Origin of the sequence: Paraburkholderia graminis C4D1M (assembly GCF_000172415.1) — a bacterium.
Taxonomy (GTDB): domain Bacteria; phylum Pseudomonadota; class Gammaproteobacteria; order Burkholderiales; family Burkholderiaceae; genus Paraburkholderia; species Paraburkholderia graminis.
In genome coordinates this window covers 163,200-178,818 of the sequence record NZ_ABLD01000012.1, presented here as the reverse complement: position 1 = coordinate 178,818, position 15,619 = coordinate 163,200, and the positions used below count along the sequence as shown (strand labels likewise).

Annotated in this window: 13 protein-coding genes and 2 pseudogenes; 8 read left to right on the top strand and 7 right to left on the bottom strand. The window is 63.2% G+C overall.

The genetic code is table 11. From position 1 onward, the window contains the following. Positions 1 to 285 precede the first annotated feature (285 nt). Positions 286 to 711, top strand: a complete 426-nt coding sequence (locus tag BGRAMDRAFT_RS19960; protein ID WP_006050623.1) for a VOC family protein — start codon at positions 286 to 288, stop codon at positions 709 to 711. A 36-nt stretch (positions 712 to 747) separates the two neighbouring features. On the opposite strand, the pseudogene BGRAMDRAFT_RS19955 reads toward BGRAMDRAFT_RS19960, so the two are convergent. Further along, positions 748 to 1,301: pseudogene (locus BGRAMDRAFT_RS19955) on the bottom strand (YaeQ family protein). 141 nt (positions 1,302 to 1,442) lie between these two features. Beyond that, a complete protein-coding gene (locus BGRAMDRAFT_RS19950) occupies positions 1,443 to 2,420 on the bottom strand; it encodes a LysR family transcriptional regulator (RefSeq protein ID WP_006050620.1) in 978 nt (325 codons plus the stop codon). 147 nt (positions 2,421 to 2,567) lie between these two features. Here BGRAMDRAFT_RS19950 and BGRAMDRAFT_RS19945 point away from each other — a divergent pair. The 5 genes and pseudogenes from BGRAMDRAFT_RS19945 (at position 2,568) to BGRAMDRAFT_RS19925 (ending at position 9,683) form a co-directional block, all read left to right on the top strand. After that, positions 2,568 to 4,009: pseudogene (locus tag BGRAMDRAFT_RS19945) on the top strand (aldehyde dehydrogenase family protein). Between the two features lie 145 nt (positions 4,010 to 4,154). Then, positions 4,155 to 5,159 carry an arabinose ABC transporter substrate-binding protein gene (locus BGRAMDRAFT_RS19940; RefSeq protein WP_006050617.1) on the top strand — a complete coding sequence of 335 codons (1,005 nt, stop codon included), beginning with the start codon at positions 4,155 to 4,157 and terminating at the stop codon, positions 5,157 to 5,159. 91 nt (positions 5,160 to 5,250) lie between these two features. Continuing rightward, a complete protein-coding gene (araG, locus tag BGRAMDRAFT_RS19935; RefSeq protein WP_006050616.1) occupies positions 5,251 to 6,819 on the top strand; it encodes an L-arabinose ABC transporter ATP-binding protein AraG in 1,569 nt (522 codons plus the stop codon). An 86-nt stretch (positions 6,820 to 6,905) separates the two neighbouring features. Next, a complete protein-coding gene (araH, locus tag BGRAMDRAFT_RS19930; RefSeq protein WP_006050615.1) occupies positions 6,906 to 7,910 on the top strand; it encodes an L-arabinose ABC transporter permease AraH in 1,005 nt (334 codons plus the stop codon). Positions 7,911 to 7,949: 39 nt separating this feature from the next. Then, entirely contained in the window at positions 7,950 to 9,683 is a 1,734-nt protein-coding gene (locus BGRAMDRAFT_RS19925) for an IlvD/Edd family dehydratase (RefSeq protein WP_006050614.1), read from the top strand. Positions 9,684 to 9,958: 275 nt separating this feature from the next. Here the strand turns inward: BGRAMDRAFT_RS19925 and sap1 are convergent, their stop codons facing one another. Then, a complete protein-coding gene (gene sap1, locus BGRAMDRAFT_RS19920) occupies positions 9,959 to 10,297 on the bottom strand; it encodes a surface attachment protein Sap1 (RefSeq protein ID WP_006050613.1) in 339 nt (112 codons plus the stop codon). A gap of 467 nt (positions 10,298 to 10,764) precedes the next feature. Between sap1 and BGRAMDRAFT_RS19915 the strand changes: the two genes are divergently transcribed. Further along, entirely contained in the window at positions 10,765 to 10,977 is a 213-nt protein-coding gene (locus BGRAMDRAFT_RS19915; RefSeq protein ID WP_006050612.1) for a hypothetical protein, read from the top strand. A gap of 64 nt (positions 10,978 to 11,041) precedes the next feature. On the opposite strand, the gene BGRAMDRAFT_RS19910 is transcribed toward BGRAMDRAFT_RS19915, so the two are convergent. After that, a complete protein-coding gene (locus BGRAMDRAFT_RS19910) occupies positions 11,042 to 11,467 on the bottom strand; it encodes an HIT family protein (RefSeq protein WP_006050611.1) in 426 nt (141 codons plus the stop codon). A 241-nt stretch (positions 11,468 to 11,708) separates the two neighbouring features. On the opposite strand from BGRAMDRAFT_RS19910, the gene BGRAMDRAFT_RS19905 reads away from it, so the two are divergent. Then, on the top strand, positions 11,709 to 12,041 hold the full coding sequence (locus tag BGRAMDRAFT_RS19905) for a hypothetical protein (protein WP_006050610.1): 333 nt from the start codon (positions 11,709 to 11,711) through the stop codon (positions 12,039 to 12,041). 105 nt (positions 12,042 to 12,146) lie between these two features. Here BGRAMDRAFT_RS19905 and BGRAMDRAFT_RS35020 read toward each other — a convergent pair whose 3' ends face one another. The 3 genes from BGRAMDRAFT_RS35020 to mnmE form a co-directional block, all read right to left on the bottom strand. Next, positions 12,147 to 12,308 (bottom strand): hypothetical protein, encoded by a 162-nt coding sequence (locus tag BGRAMDRAFT_RS35020; protein ID WP_006050609.1) that lies wholly within the window; start codon positions 12,306 to 12,308, stop codon positions 12,147 to 12,149. A 243-nt stretch (positions 12,309 to 12,551) separates the two neighbouring features. Beyond that, positions 12,552 to 13,763 (bottom strand): tyrosine-type recombinase/integrase, encoded by a 1,212-nt coding sequence (locus BGRAMDRAFT_RS19900; RefSeq protein ID WP_006050608.1) that lies wholly within the window; start codon positions 13,761 to 13,763, stop codon positions 12,552 to 12,554. Positions 13,764 to 13,934: 171 nt separating this feature from the next. Continuing rightward, on the bottom strand, positions 13,935 to 15,329 hold the full coding sequence (gene mnmE, locus BGRAMDRAFT_RS19895) for a tRNA uridine-5-carboxymethylaminomethyl(34) synthesis GTPase MnmE (RefSeq protein WP_006050607.1): 1,395 nt from the start codon (positions 15,327 to 15,329) through the stop codon (positions 13,935 to 13,937). Between the last annotated feature and the right edge of the window lie 290 nt (positions 15,330 to 15,619).

The window sequence follows — 15,619 nt, the reverse complement described above, 5'->3', positions numbered from 1 at the left end:
CTGACGGCTCGTTTTGCCTCAAGGTGCGACAATTTTGCACGATGTCGGGTTTTCCCCTAAAAAGTTATTGCGTCGCACCAAGCGCATGTGTATATTAGTACCTGTCTCCTCCATGTCTCCTCCTGATATGGATTCAGCCCGCTCCACATAGAGCGGGCTTTTTTTCGTCTATACGTTTTGCGTGTCGGCCGGCGCTGGACGGCATCTAGCCCGTCAACACCCGCCCCGCTTTCCCATAAACTGGCTGTTCTCCGTTTGATAAATCAGCCACGGGAGGCGCTCAATATGAAGATTCATATCCGCGAGATCGACCACGTCGTGATTCGGGCGACCGACGTCGCCGCGATGGCGCGCTTTTACTGCGACGTGCTCGGTTGCAGCGTCGAAAAAGAGCAGCGCGAGCTGGGTCTCACACAGTTGCGGGCGGGGCGCTCGCTGATCGACCTGCTGCAGGTGGGCGCGAAGATCGATCGCCCGGAAAACGGCACGCCCGGCGCGGGACGCAATATGGATCATCTGTGTCTGCGCGTCGAGCCGTTCGACGCCGAGGCGCTCAAGGCGCACTTGGCCGCCCAAGGCGCGCGGCTCGGCGAAGAAGGCGTGCGTTATGGCGCGGACGGCTACGGGCCGTCGCTGTATCTGTTCGACCCCGAGGGCAACATGGTCGAGCTCAAAGGACCGCCCGAAGCGGCGCGCGTGACGTCGCTCTGAACCTCGCGCGTCGCGGGCGGCCGGGCCGGCGCAAAGTCAAGCGTTCGCGGGCGCCTTCAACACCGTCCACTCGATTTTCACGGCGTCGGCTTCAGCGCTGCCGAGCCACGCTTCGCCGTCCTGCACGGTGCATTGCAGCCGCATCGTGCGCTCCGCGAGCGAGCCGAGTTCGGCCGCGATGTTTTCGCCGAGCGACCACACCGTCACATTGCGCATGCGCTCGACCTTGTTGCGCACGCCCTGCCACCAGATGTCCGAAGTCCGGCCGCCGTAGGCATCACAATCACCTCGTTCGAACGGCCGCTCGCCTTCGCGATGCGCCGCTCGTCGGGCTGGCCGACTTCGATCCACGTTTCGATCGCGCCGGTCAGGTCCTTTTGCCAGAGATCCGGTTCGTCGACATCCGATAAACCCTTGCAGAATTCGAGCCGTTCCTGCGCGAAGAGCGCGAACGCGGCGACGCGGACCATCATGCGCTCGTCGGTTTCGGACGGATGACGCGCGATGGTGAGCGAATGGTCGGCGTAATAGTGCCGGTCCATGTTGGCGATCTGCAGTTCCGCCTTGTAAATCGTCGATTTGAGAGCCATGCCGTTGCTAAACCAGACGCTCGCCCCACCGGAGCGAACGGAAAATGAATCGTCGACGGCGCGTTGCCGTCTTCCGTGTTTGTTGTACATTTTGCGTCCCTCCCTGCCGTCAGCCGGCCATCTCATGAAGGGAGGAAGCATTTATCGAACCATGGCCGCCTCCGACGGCGCGCCGTACACCTCGCCCGCGGCCTCGCGCAGCGCTTCCAGCACGACCGACGCGGCCGGCGAAAGCAGGTGCGACTGGCGCGTGATGATACCGAAAGTGTCCATCCTGCATGGCAAATCGATCGGCAGGCGCTTCAGCACGCCGTACTGTTGGTACTGGCCCGCCACTTCGTTCGGCAAAACCGCCAACATGTCGCTCTGAAGCAGCAGGCTCGAAATCGCCAGAAAGTTGTTGGTGTTGACCACGTTCTGCGGCGGATTCAGGCCGATCTGCGAAAACATCAGATCGAAACGATGCCGCAACACGCTGCCCGGCGGATGCAGCACCCAGCTCGCGTTGACGATTCCCCGCAGCGTCAGCCCGCTCTCGTTTTCCAGCGGATGGCCCGGCCGCGCGACCACGCACAGCGGTTCGTCGGCGAGCGGTTCGTAGCGGACTTCGGTCTTGAACTGATTTTGCCGCTCGAGCACCCGGCCGATCATGATGTCGAGTTCGCCTTCGGCGAGCCGCGGCAACATCACGTCCGACGTTTCGACTTCCGCCCAGATCTGCAATTGCGGATAACGCTCCTTCACGCTCGCGATCGCGCGCGGCACCATCGTGGCCGCCGCCGCCGCGATCACGCCGATGCGCACCTGCCCGGCGAGCCCCGCGCGCAGCGCCGAGATTTCGTCGTGTGCGTGGCTCAGATTCGAGAGCACCATGCGCGCATGACGGATCATCACCTCGCCGTACAGCGTCGCGTGCATGCCGTGCGGCGTGCGGTCGAAGAGGCTCACGCCCAGCATGTCCTCCAGTTCCTTGAGGAGCCGCGAAGCCGCCGGCTGCGTCATGCCCAGCACGTCGGCGGCGCGCCGCACGTTGCCTTCTTCCTCCATCGCGGCCAGCAGCAGCAACTGCCGCGTCTTTAGCCGCGCACGCACGAACCAGTTCGAGTAGCTACGCGTCATGGCCTGTCTCCAACATCATTATCGTTGGCGCCATGATGCCATACCGGAATTGTTATCGGGATAGCCTAAAAAGGGATTGGAAAGTTATTGCGCCCGCTCATACCATTCGTGGACTTTCCAGGCTTCTCCTATGGCGCCATTCCGTCGATGAACCGCGATCCGCTCGTCCCGCTCGTTGCCAGCCCGCTGCGCCATTACATCAATGGCGGCTGGGAGACGGGCGCGACCACGGGTGTTTCGCTGAATCCGTCGGATCTCGACGACCCCGTCGGCGAATATGTTCGCGCCGACGTGCGGCAGACCGACAGCGCGATTGAAGCGGCCAATGCGGCTTTCGGCGAATGGTCGCTGAGTTCGGGCCAGCGCCGCGCGGACGCGCTCGACGCAATCGGCAGCGAAATGCTCGCACGCCGCGACGAACTCGGCCGTCTGCTAGCGCGCGAAGTGGGCAAGACCTTGCCCGAAGCGCTGAGCGAAGCCACGCGCGCTGGCCAGACCTTCAAGCTGCTCGCCGCCGATGCACAGCGCGCGTACTCGGAGCCTGTGGCGTCGGCGCGTGCCGGCGTCGAAATCGACATGACGCGCGAGCCGCTCGGCGTGGTCGGCATCATCGCGCCGTGGAGCGCGCCGCTCGCGACTGCCGCGGCCAAGATCGGCGCCGCGCTGGCGCACGGCAATTGCGTCGTCTTCAAGCCGGCGGAATCGACGCCGGCTTGCGCGGCGGCGTTGGCTTCCATCGTGAGCCGCGCGGGTTTGCCGGCGGGCGTGTTCAATCTGGTGATGGGCAGCGGCCGGCAGGTCGGCGCGCGGATCGTCGCGCATCCGCTCGTCGCGGGCATCAGCTTCAGCGGATCGGCGGAAACCGGCACGCGTGTGCTGCAAGCGGCGGCGGCGCGTCAGGCGCGCGTGCATGAGATGGGCGCAGACTCGTCGTCGTGCTGGCCGACGCCGATCTCGACATTGCGGTCGATGCCGCGTTGACCGGCGCCTACGGCTCGACCGGCCAGCGCAGCACGGCGGCGGCGCGTCTGATCGTCGAACGCGCGATCTACGAGCCGTTCGTCGACGCGTTGCAGGCAAGGCTCGCGAAACTCACCGTCGACCATGCGCTGAAGCACGGCACCGACGTGGGCCCCGTCGCGAACGCCGCGCAACTGGAGCGCAATCTCGACTACGTGCGAATCGCGGCGCAGGAAGGCGCGCAACTGCTGCGCGGCGGCCGGCGGCTCGAACGCGCGACGCGCGGCTACTTCTTCGAACCGGCGCTGTTCGCGGGCGAAGCCGAGCACCGGATCGCGCGCGAAGAAATTTTCGGACCGCTCGCGGTCGTCTTGCGCGCCGACGATTACGAGCACGCACTCAATCTCGCGAACGACACCGCCTATGGTCTGTGCGCCGGCATCTGCACGCGTTCGTTGAGCCGCGCCCGGCATTTTCGCCGCCATGTGCATAGCGGCCTCGTCACGATCAATCTGCCGACGACGGCAGTCGAGCATCACGCGCCTGGCGGCGGGCGCAAGGCATCCGCGTATGGCTCGACCGACGCGGCGTTCTGGACGGCCGTGAAAACGGCCTACGTCGCGAGCTGATCCCGGTGACTCATATGCACGTCGCCGCCCGCATCGATTCCGCATCGGATTTCCTGGCTCAGTTTTCAAGTTCCGGCTAACGCCGTGTATCGCCTCGCTGCACATAAACGAAATCAATGCAGCTTTTCAACCTCAGGAGACAGACATGACCAGCAAGCTTCGTCGTTTGACGCTCACCGCGATCGCCGCGGCCACCCTCGCCGCGCCCTTCGCGATGCAACTTTCCGCGCATGCGGATCAGCCGCTCAAAGTCGGCTTCCTCGTGAAGATGCCGGAACAGGCATGGTTCATCAACGAACAGAAAGCCGCGACGGCGCTCGGTCAGAAGGACGGCTTTTCGGTGGTGAACATCGGCACGCCGGACGGTGAAAAAGTGCTGTCCGCCATCGACAATCTCGGCGCACAAGGCGCGAAGGGCTTTGTGATCTGCGCGCCCGACGTGCGTCTCGGACCGGCGATTCAGGCGCGCGCGAAGCGCTACAACATGAAGTTCGTCACCGTCGACGATCAGTTGGTCGACTCGAGCGGCAAGCCGCTGCCGAACGTGCCGCATCTGGGCATGTCCGCGTTCAAGATCGGCAATCAGGTCGGCACGGCGATCGCCGAGGAAATGAAGCGCCGCGGCTGGAAGCCGGAAGAAGTCGGCGCGCTGCGCATCACGAACTACGAGCTGCCGACCGCGAAGCTGCGCACCGACGGCGCGACGCAATCGCTGCTCGCCGGCGGCTTCAAGAAAGAAAACATCTTCGACGCTCCGCAAAAGACGACCGACGACGAGGGCGGCTTCAACGCTTCGTCGCCGGTGCTCGCGCAGCATCCGAACATCAAGAAGTGGGTGATCTTCGCGCTGAACGAGGAAAGCGTGCTGGGCGGCGTGCGCGCCACCGAGCAACTGCACATTCCGGCGGCGGACGTGATCGGCGTCGGCATCAACGGCGCCGGCGAAGCCTTTGCCGAATTCCAGAAGAAGGAGCCGACGGGCTTCTACGGCACGATCGCCGTGAGCTCGACGATGCACGGCCGCGAAAGCACCGAGAACCTCGTGCAGTGGATCAAGGACGGCAAGCAGCCGCCCGCCGATACGCAAACCACCGGCAAGCTGATGGTGCGCGGCAACTGGCAGGACGTGCGCAAGGAACTCGGCATTTAAGCCGCGTTCGACCTTGCACGCGGCGGGCCGCGTCTCATGCGCTGAAGCGCGCGCGGCCCGCCCAGCCTGATCACTACCGAGGTTTTTTTCGATGACGTCCACACACACTGCGCCTTCCACCGGCGATGCTTCTGTGCCGGTGCAAGCGCCCTCGCCTGCCGTGGCGCTTGCGTCGAGCGAGCCGTATCTGCAACTCGACGGCATCACCGTGCGCTTTCCCGGCGTGCTCGCGCTCGACCAGGTGTCGCTGGAAGTGCGGCGCGGCGAAGTGCATGGCCTGATGGGCGAAAACGGCGCGGGCAAATCGACGCTGCTCAAGGTGCTGTCCGGCGTGAATCAGCCGGCGGCGGGCACGTTGTCGCTCGGCGGCGTCGAGCAGCAGTTCACTACGACGAAGGCGGCGATCGCGGCGGGCGTCGCGATCATCTATCAGGAATTGCATCTGGTGCCCGAGCTGACGGTTGCGGAAAACCTGATGCTCGGCGCGCTGCCGAATCGCTTCGGCATCCTTGACGAAAAGGCGCTGGTTGCGCGCGCGCTGCGCGAACTCGAAAGGCTCGGCGAAAAAATCGACCCGTCGCAGCAGGTAAAGAATCTGTCGATCGGTCAGCGGCAGATGATCGAGATCGGCAAGGCGCTGATGCGCGACGCGCGCGTGATCGCATTCGACGAACCGACGAGTTCGCTGTCGTCGCGCGAAACGACGCAACTGTTTCGGATCATCCGGGCGTTGCGGGCCGAAGGCCGCGCGATCGTCTACGTCACGCATCGGATGGACGAGGTCTACGAACTGTGCGATCGCGTGACCGTGTTCCGCGACGGCCGCCGCATCGATACGTTCGATGCAGGCGCCGGGCTCGACCGCGATCGTCTGATCAGTTGCATGGTGGGCCGCTCGATCGCCGACGTGTACGGCTATCGCACGCGCGAACTCGGCGACGTGCAGCTCGACGTCAAGGGACTCATGGGTAAGGGGCTGCGCGAACCGGCCACGTTCTCCGCGCGCAAGGGCGAGATAGTCGGCTTCTTCGGGCTCGTCGGCGCCGGGCGTTCGGAGTTGATGAAGCTCATCTACGGCGCGGTCAAGCCGACCGCCGGCGACATCACGCTCAAAGGCAAGCCGGCGCGTTTCGCCACGCCGCGCGACGCGGTGCGCGCGGGCGTCGCGCTGTGTCCGGAAGACCGCAAGCAGGAAGGCATCGTCTCGATCGCTTCGGTATCGGACAACCTCAACATCAGTTGCCGCCGCCATTTCAGCCGCTTTAACGTGCTCAACGGCCGCAAGGAAGCGCAGACCGCGAAGGAGTTCATCGGCAAGCTCGCGATCAAGACGCGCAACGGCGAGACGCCGATCGGCACGCTCTCCGGCGGCAATCAGCAGAAGGTGATTTTGTCGCGCTGGCTGGCCGAAGAGATCGACGTATTTCTGATGGACGAGCCCACGCGCGGCATCGACGTCGGCGCGCGCAGCGAAATTTATGGGCTGCTGTATGGGCTCGCTGAAGCGGGCCGCACGGTGATCGTCGTGTCGAGCGATCTCGCGGAAGTGATCGGCGTGGCCGACCGCGTGATCGTGATGAAGGAAGGACGCCTCGTCGGCGATCTGCCCAAGGCGCAGGCCACGCCCGATGTGCTCATCAAGCTCGCCCTGCCCCGCTAGCCGCATACAACCGAACGAACGCAACCGAACGCAAACTGAGTCGCGCCGCTGAATCGAAACCGCGGCATTGAAACGGAACACACATCATGAACACACCTTCAACCGAATCCTCCACGCCGGCCGTCGCTTCCGCGGGCCTGAGCGCGCGCGCGGCGCGCACGTGGGATCTGATCAATAAGTCCGGCATCGTGATGGTGTTCATCATTCTGTTCGCGGTGCTGTCGTTCACCGTGCCGGACTTCCTGAGCTCGCGAAACATTCAGGGCCTGCTGCTTTCCGTCACGCTGATCGGCTCGATCTCGGTGACGATGATGTTCGTGCTCGCGCTCGGCGAAGTCGATCTGTCGGTGGCGTCGATCGTGGCCTTTGCGGGCGTCGTGGCGTCCACGCTCATCACGGCGACGCATAGCGTGATGCTCGGCGTGGCCGCGGGCGTGCTCGCGGGCGGCGCGGTCGGGCTTGTCAACGGCGTGCTGGTCGCGCGCTACAAGATCAACTCGCTGATCGTCACGCTCGCGATGATGGAAGTCGTCCGCGGTCTCGCCTACATCACGTCGAGCGGCGACGCGGTGATGATTTCGGAAGAACGCTTCTTCGATCTTGGCGGCGGCTCGTTCCTCGGCATTTCGTTTCCGATCTGGAGCAACATCGTCGGCTTCGTGCTGTTTGGTTTTCTGCTGAAGAAGACCGTGTTCGGCAAGAACGTGCTGGCTGTCGGCGGCAATAGCGAGGCCGCGTTGCTTGCCGGTCTGCCCGTCACGCGCATCAAGATCACCGTGTTCGTGCTGCAAGGCCTCGTGACCGGTTTTGCGGGCGTGATGCTTGCGTCGCGTATGAGTCTCGGCGATCCGAAAACATCGGTCGGCCTGGAACTCGGCGTGATTTCCGCGTGCGTGCTCGGCGGCGTGTCGCTGACGGGCGGCGTCGCGACGATTTCCGGCGTGCTGGTCGGCGTGCTGATCATGGGCTCGGTGCAGGACGCAATGAGCCTGATGAACGTGCCGACTTTCTATCAATACTTGATTCGCGGCGGGATTCTGCTGCTCGCGGTGCTGTTCGACCAGTTCCGCCGCAGCAAGCGCGTGCACTGACAGGCGCCCCGCTCTACACGTTTGCCAACAGGAGATTTCATGGCTGATTCCAACCAGACTAAAAAGCCGCTGCGCAGCCAGGCGTGGTTCGGCCTCAAGGACCGCGACGGTTTTCTGCATCGTTCGTGGATGAAAAACCAGGGCATTCCGCACGACGAATTCGACGGCCGCCCGGTCATCGGCATCTGCAATACGTGGTCGGAACTGACGCCTTGCAACGCGCATTTTCGCGAGCTCGCCGAGTACGTAAAAAAAGGCGTGCATGAGGCCGGCGGCCTGCCGCTCGAGTTTCCCGTAATGTCGCTCGGCGAAACGAATCTGCGACCGACGGCGATGCTGTTTCGCAACCTCGCATCGATGGACGTGGAGGAATCGATTCGCGGCAATCCGATGGACGGCGTGATTCTGCTCGTCGGCTGCGACAAGACCACGCCCGCGCTGCTGATGGGCGCGGCGTCGTGCAATCTGCCGTCGCTCGCGGTGTCGGGCGGACCGATGCTGAACGGGCGCTTTCGCGGCAAGCATATCGGCTCGGGCACGGGTGTCTGGCAGATGTCCGAGGAAGTGCGCGCCGGCACGATGACGCAGGAAGAATTCACCGAAGCCGAGTCGTGCATGAACCGCTCGCGCGGCCATTGCATGACGATGGGCACGGCTTCGACGATGGCTTCGATGGTCGAATCGCTCGGCATGGGCTTGCCGCAGAACGCGGCGATTCCGGCCGTCGACGCACGCCGTCAGGTGCTTGCGCATCTGGCCGGCCGGCGCATCGTCGACATGGTTCGCGAAGATCTGACGATGGACAAGATTCTCACGCGCCAGGCGTTCGAAAACGCGATTCGCACGAACGCCGCGATTGGCGGCTCGACCAATGCGGTCGTGCATCTGATCGCGCTTGCCAAGCGCATCGGCGTAGAGCTTTCGCTGGAAGACTGGGAGCTCGGTTCCAACGTGCCGTGTCTCGTCAACCTGCAGCCGTCGGGCGAATACCTGATGGAAGATTTTTATTACGCCGGCGGTTTGCCCGCTGTTTTGAAGCAGCTCGGCGAACAAGGTCTGCTGCATCGCGAAGCGCTGACCGTGAACGGCAAGACGATCTGGGACAACGTGCGCAACGCGTCGAATTACGACGAGAAAGTCATCACGACATTCGCCGAGCCGTTCAAGGCAAAGGCGGGCATCGCGGTGCTGAAGGGCAATCTCGCGCCGAATGGCGCGGTGATCAAGCCGTCGGCGGCGACTGCGGAGCTGCTCAAGCATCGCGGCCGCGCGGTGGTGTTCGAGAACATCGAGGAGCTGCACGCGAAGATCGACGACGAAGCGCTCGACATCGACGAAAACTGCATCATGGTGCTGAAGGGCGCAGGGCCGAAGGGCTATCCTGGCTTTGCGGAAGTGGGCAATATGCCGCTGCCGAAAAAAGTGCTGCAAAAAGGCATCACGGACATGGTGCGCATTTCCGATGGACGCATGAGCGGCACCGCGTATGGCGCGGTCGTGCTGCACGTCTCGCCGGAAGCGGCCGCGGGCGGCCCGCTGGCTCTCGTGCAGACCGGCGACATGATCGAACTCGATGTCGAAGCGCGGCGCCTGCACCTCGAAGTCAGCGACGAGGAACTCGAACGCCGACGCGCTGCATGGCAGGCGCCCGAGGCGCCCAAACGCGGCTACTACAAGCTCTACGTCGAGCACGTGCTGCAAGCGGATCAGGGCGCGGATCTCGACTTCCTCGTCGGCTCGAGCGGCGCGCCGGTGCCGCGCGATTCTCACTGAACGTCGCGAGCGATTCCGACGAGATAAACGGTTGTTCCTGCGCTTTGCGAGAAGGCGTACTGCCGATGCGGATCGACATGCCGCATCGGCTTTTTTTCGCGCTCTGCGTAAATCGTTCCGCGCAAAAAAAAAAAACCGGTTGGACACTCGAAATGTCCAACCGGGGTTTTTTAATCGCAAGCTCAGCGTCTCCGGCGTTTAAAGCCAGAGAATTTGCTTAAGCCAATTGCGTTCCGGCGTTTTACCGGAACGTCCGCATACTGGCGTGCTGCAAATTACTGCTTGATGAATCGATCGTTCGCCCAGAGGCCTTGCGTGTCGCTATTGCCTGCATTCACGAATTCGAAATCGTGGCCGACAACGCGCACGACGCGGAAGCTCGAATTCTCCGGCGTGGAAACGCATTGATATCCGGAGAAGAACTCCTGCATTTTCTGCTGTTCGCCGGCTTGCGCGTGCTGACTGACGGCGTCGAGCTTGTCTTTCGACAGACAACCGTACGCGTTGGCCTTGAACTGAATGGTTTGCTGCGGCTTGATCACGGCGTCTTGCGCCTGAACGGTTGCGGCAGCCAGACTTGCAATGGCGAAAACAAGGGCGAGTCGAGCTTTCATAGGTTCCTCCGGTGCGGGCCAAATGCTCAGGTTAGCTATGTGTTTAACTCCATCGTCTAACCCGCACCTTGCACTCTAGGAGAACTGGGCAGAACAACAAGCACATCTTGTGTGCGGTTGCAACAGTGGCGAATTGTCGCACCGCGCGCCGCATGTGCTTAAGCCTTAGGCAGCGCGGCAAACCAGTTGAAATACGACGGATACCTAAGCGACTTATATCGTGCAGCGCTTTAACCAGTAAAGCTTTGCGATGCGGCATTAGCGTAAACGCGATATTCGATTTAAGCGAATTACTACAAGCGGGAATGCGCTTGGTGCATTGCACACAAAGTCATTTGTTTACTCGCGTCGAAATTGGGAAATAACGGTGCACGTGCAGAAGATAAACGATGCCAGGCGACGTCGCGCGTTATGCGCCAGAGTTAATGCGCGGTGGCCGGCAGCGCAGGTACGTGCGCTGCTCTAAAATGAATTCGATGCTCGTGCAAACGGAGGCCACCGTGATCGAGAACCTGATACTGGGCGTTTTTCTCGTCCTTCCGCTCCTCATCGTCGCGTTTCTTTTCTCCGACGAATTGTGGCAGGAACACCGGCATCTGCACGACATGCGACCCATGCACGCGAAGCCGCGGCGGCTCGACTGGCGTCATCCGCTGCGTCGTTCGCGGCATCGGCTATAAGCGGTGTTCGTCTAGGGCGATGACGGTGCAGCGGCGTCGTACTCGAATGCGCAAGCGCAGTTCGTCAGTCCGCGCGCCAATGCGCGCGAATGCGTTTGGCGAGCGCTTCGAGCGTGTCGGCGTCGGCCATGTCGCGTGCATGCATGCGTAACGGCTGTCCTTCCCAACGCGGAATCACGTGGAAGTGCACATGCGGCACCGTCTGACCGGCTGCCGCGCCGTTGAACTGGCCGATGAACACGCCATCCGGACGCAACGCCGCACGCACGGCGATGGCCAGCTTTTGCGTCATGCGGATGCACGCGACCGTCGCCGCGTCCGAGAGATCGAAGATTTCCGCGGCGGCTTCCTTCGGCACGACGAGCAGATGGCCGTCGGCTTGCGGCATCAGATCCATGAAGGCGAGCGCCGCATCCGTTTCCGCGACCTTGATGCACGGTAGTTCGCCACGCAGAATCTTCGCGAACGGGTTGCTGTCGTCGTAGGTCATCGCTTTTTTCTCCATATCGATCATTGCAGATTGGGTGCGGGCAGGGCATTCGCGCCTATTGTCCGCCAGATCGGCGTCAGTTCGATTTTCGACCGCGTTCGCGACATTCCCCGCGCTGCTTGGCGCGTACCGACAGGCACGGATCGAAGTTACACAGGTAATGTGTCGTTACCACTTGCAGCATCTATTTCCGTGCGGCTCGCCGACAATCCGTTCCATGCCTCAACGGCGGGAGCGAAAAATGAAAAAGTTAGCAGTGGCTTTGATGATGGTGGGCAGCCTGAGCGTCGCGGGACAAGCGTCGGCTCATGGCCATGACGGCGGCGATCTGGTCGGTGCGCTGATCGGCGGCGCCGTGCTCGGCGCGGTGGTGACGTCGGTATTGAATCCGGCGCCGGCGGTGGCTTATCAGCAGCCTGTCTATGCGCAGCCGGTTTACGCGCAGCCGGTGTATCAGCCGGCGCCGGCCTACGACGGCCCGCCGCCGGGCTACTGCTACGACCAGTACCAGCGCGCGTATGTGGCATGCGGAGCGCAGCCGCGGCAATACGAGTATGCGGACCCTAGGTGGTAGCTCGTAGTCGCGCCATGACCGCGCGCCGCAGACAGAAAGGCCGTCGCCACACTGCGACGGCCTTTTTCATTTTGAGCGCCGCGTGGCGCTACGTGGCGTTACGAGTCAGTGCCTGTGATGCAGCCACTCCGCGTAATGCGTATCGAGCCAGCGCTCAAGCCTGGGTGGCTCCGCCTTGTGGAAATAGCGGGACGTCGCCCAGATTGCCGCGCCGACCAGCAGCATCACGGTAGGCCCAAGCAGGTAAGCGATCAACGATTCGGACATGGCAGCCTCCTTGGAAAGGTTGCATCGTTGCTCCAGTGTAGGCGATCAATTGCAGGAGAAAAGTGCCGCGTGACGCTATGGCCGCCAGGGTGCTTCGCGGCTCGGAGCAGTGTTTTAGTAACCTGATGAACGCACACGGTTTCTCCTTACGGACAACGCGTTACCGCGTGGCGTGGTGGCGCTGTGTACCTAAAATGAGGGCTTGCGACCACTGCATGTCCGCGCGTGGCGCTGCGGCGTTCGTTAGCCCGTGCGGCTCGCGCTTTGCCGCGCTGCGTCAAGCTGGGCGTCGACAAAGTCTGCCCAACGCTGTGCGATTTGCCGCTGTTCCGCGGCATCGCGTGAGCTGTCCTCGCGTGACGCGCTTTGTCGCGTTTTCGCTGAAGTTTTGTCCGTTTGCGCGTGCTCCGTCATCTCCCGCAGATGTGCGGCCGCTGTTCGCCGGAAGTCGTGCAGAACGAAATGCTCGACGTCGAGGCCGAGCGCCTTCACGGCCTGGTTCAGCGTGCTCTTCGCGATCGGCCGGTCGTCGCCCCTCACGCTCGGAAAGACGAACGTGGCGCTCGCCCGCGTGCGATGCAGTTCGCGCAGCATCGTCACCGCTTGCTGCGGCAGGTAGACGAGCTGATCGGCGTCCTTCTTCAGGCGCGCGGCGCCGATGCGCCACAGCGCTTTATCGAGGTCGAACTCGTCCCACGTCGATTCCACCAGGTCGGATTTGCGGACCATCGTCAGCACGAGCAGATGCAGCGCGATTTTGAGCGGCCGGCGGATGCTCGATGTTTCGATCGAATGCAGCATGGCGCCGATTTCGTCGCCGGACAGCACGCGCGTGCGGCTCTCGAAAGTCGCGATGGAGCGCGCCGGCACGACTTCCGCCGGGTTGGCCGTCGCGAGCTGACGCGCGATCAGATACTCGTACAGGCGCTTGACGACGTTGCGGGTATGCAGCGCCATTTTGGGCGAACCGCGGCTTTTGATCCTGTCGCAGATGGCGACGACGTGCTCCGCGGTGACGGCCTTCACCGGCAGGCCGCCGATTGCGGGCAGCACGTCTTTGTCGAGCGCGCGACGCGTGGTGCGGCGATATTCGTCCGATTTGCCCGCCATTTCGGTCGCCATGTAGAGTTCTGCAGCTTCGCGCAAGAGCTCCGCTTTCGCTTCGGCGCCGCGATCGCGGCGCGCAGTGGCGACCGGCGAAATGCCTTGCGCGACCAGTTCCGCATACTTTTGCGCCTTGGCTCGCGCGACGCGCAGCGAAATCATCCGGTAATCGCCGATGGTGGCGAGCGGCTGGCGCTTGCCGTTCAGCGAATAGCGAAAGCGCCAGACTTTGGTGCCTGTGGTCATCACTTCGATCACGAGGCCGTTGCCGTCGGCGAGGCTGTAGCGGGCGGCGCGCGGTTCGAGCCCGCGCACTTGGGATTCGGTGAGGGGAACGGCTCGGCGGGGCATGCTCGGAGGGCTGAGAGGCGACAGCGCGAGTTTAAACTGTTTGGTGCTGTGTACCAAGTAATCGCGGCACTGATGGTCTACAAACGCGGCTGGCGCGCTTGGCTCGCAATGGCGGAGTTCCCTCGTGCGCCGCCGTTTACAGTGCCTCTATAGGTGCATTCGACTTCGGCTTCACTTGCCAATACAGAACCTGCTAAAAATCACTCCCAGCAGATCATCCGAACTGAACTCGCCGGTAATCGAATTGAGCTGATCCTGCGCGAGCCGCAGTTCCTCGGCGAACAGATCCAGTGCCTGCGAGTTCTGATCGGCATGGGCGGCGGCCGTCGCCAGGTGTTCCTGCGCCGCGCGCAACGCGATCAGGTGACGCTCGCGCGCAAGGTAGACGCTCTCGGCGCCCGCCTGCCAGCCGGCGATGCGCAGCAACTCATCACGCAAAAGGCTCACGCCGTCGCCCTGTTTCGCCGACAGCCGGACTTCGCTGAGTTCAAGGTCGGCGTCGAGCGCGCGCGTGTGCGGCGGCAAGCCAACCAGATCCGTCTTGTTCAGCACGCGCACGACTGGCACGCCCGAGGGAAAGCGCTTTGCGATGGTTTCATCCTCGGCGGTCATGCCGGTGCGTGCATCGAGCAGATGAAGCACCACGTCCGCGCGCTCGATCTCGCTCCAGGTGCGCGCAATGCCGATCTTCTCGACCTCGTCTTCGGTATCGCGCAGGCCGGCGGTGTCGATCACATGAAGCGGAATGCCTTCGATCTGGATGGTCTGCGCGACCTTGTCGCGCGTGGTGCCCGCAATCGGCGTGACGATGGCGAGCTCGGCGCCCGCCAGCGCATTCAATAGCGACGATTTGCCGACATTCGGTTGCCCCGCAAGCACCACTGAAAGCCCCTCGCGCAGCAGCGCACCTTGCCGCGCCTCGGCGAGCACACTCGCGAGGCGCTCGCGAATGCGAGCGAGCTTGCCGCGGGCGTCGGCGGCCTCGAGGAAGTCGATCTCTTCTTCGGGGAAGTCGAGCGTGGCCTCGACCAGCATGCGCAGCGTGATCACTTCTTCGACCAGAGCGTGGATGTCGCGCGAGAACGCGCCGTCGAGCGAACGGCCCGCCGAGCGCGCGGCGGCCTCCGTGCTTGCCTCGATCAGGTCGGCGACGGCCTCGGCCTGCGCGAGATCGAGCTTGTCGTTCAGAAACGCGCGGCGCGTGAATTCGCCGGGCTCGGCAAGCCGCAGACCGAACGCGCGCCCGGCGTCGATGCAGCGTTGCAGCGCCAGTTGCAGCACGACCGGGCCGCCGTGACCTTGCAACTCGAGCACGTGCTCGCCGGTGTACGAATGCGGCGCGGGAAAGTACAGCGCGATGCCGCGATCGAGCGGGTTGCCGTTGTCGTCGAGAAAAGGCACGTAGCTCGCGTGGCGGGGCGCAAGCGCCTGGCCGGTGAGCGCCTGCATCAGCGGCTGCGCGGCAGCATCGCCCGCGCGCCCGAACGAGATTCGCACGACGCCGATGCCTCCACGGCCGGGCGCGGTGGCAATGGCAACGATGGGATCGGAGTCGGTGGTCAGCATGAGAGAAGGGCGGCGAAATCGGAGAACGGGGAGGGCGGCGCGCACAGCTGCGCGGCGCTGGGCATTGTAACGCGGGGCCTGCGGCAAGCCTGCCGAGGAGCCGCCTGTTGGTCGCCTACCGGTCGCCGCGCGCGCTTTTTTTGCCCCGCGTAAGATTGATCTTAATCAAGCTAGGATTGTTACTGCGGCATTAGGACAAATCCACACATTCGACGCGATACGCGAATCGCACGAACTCAAGCCGAGCATGGAAAATTCGCAAATTTTGACATCGCGCCGAACTGCCGATG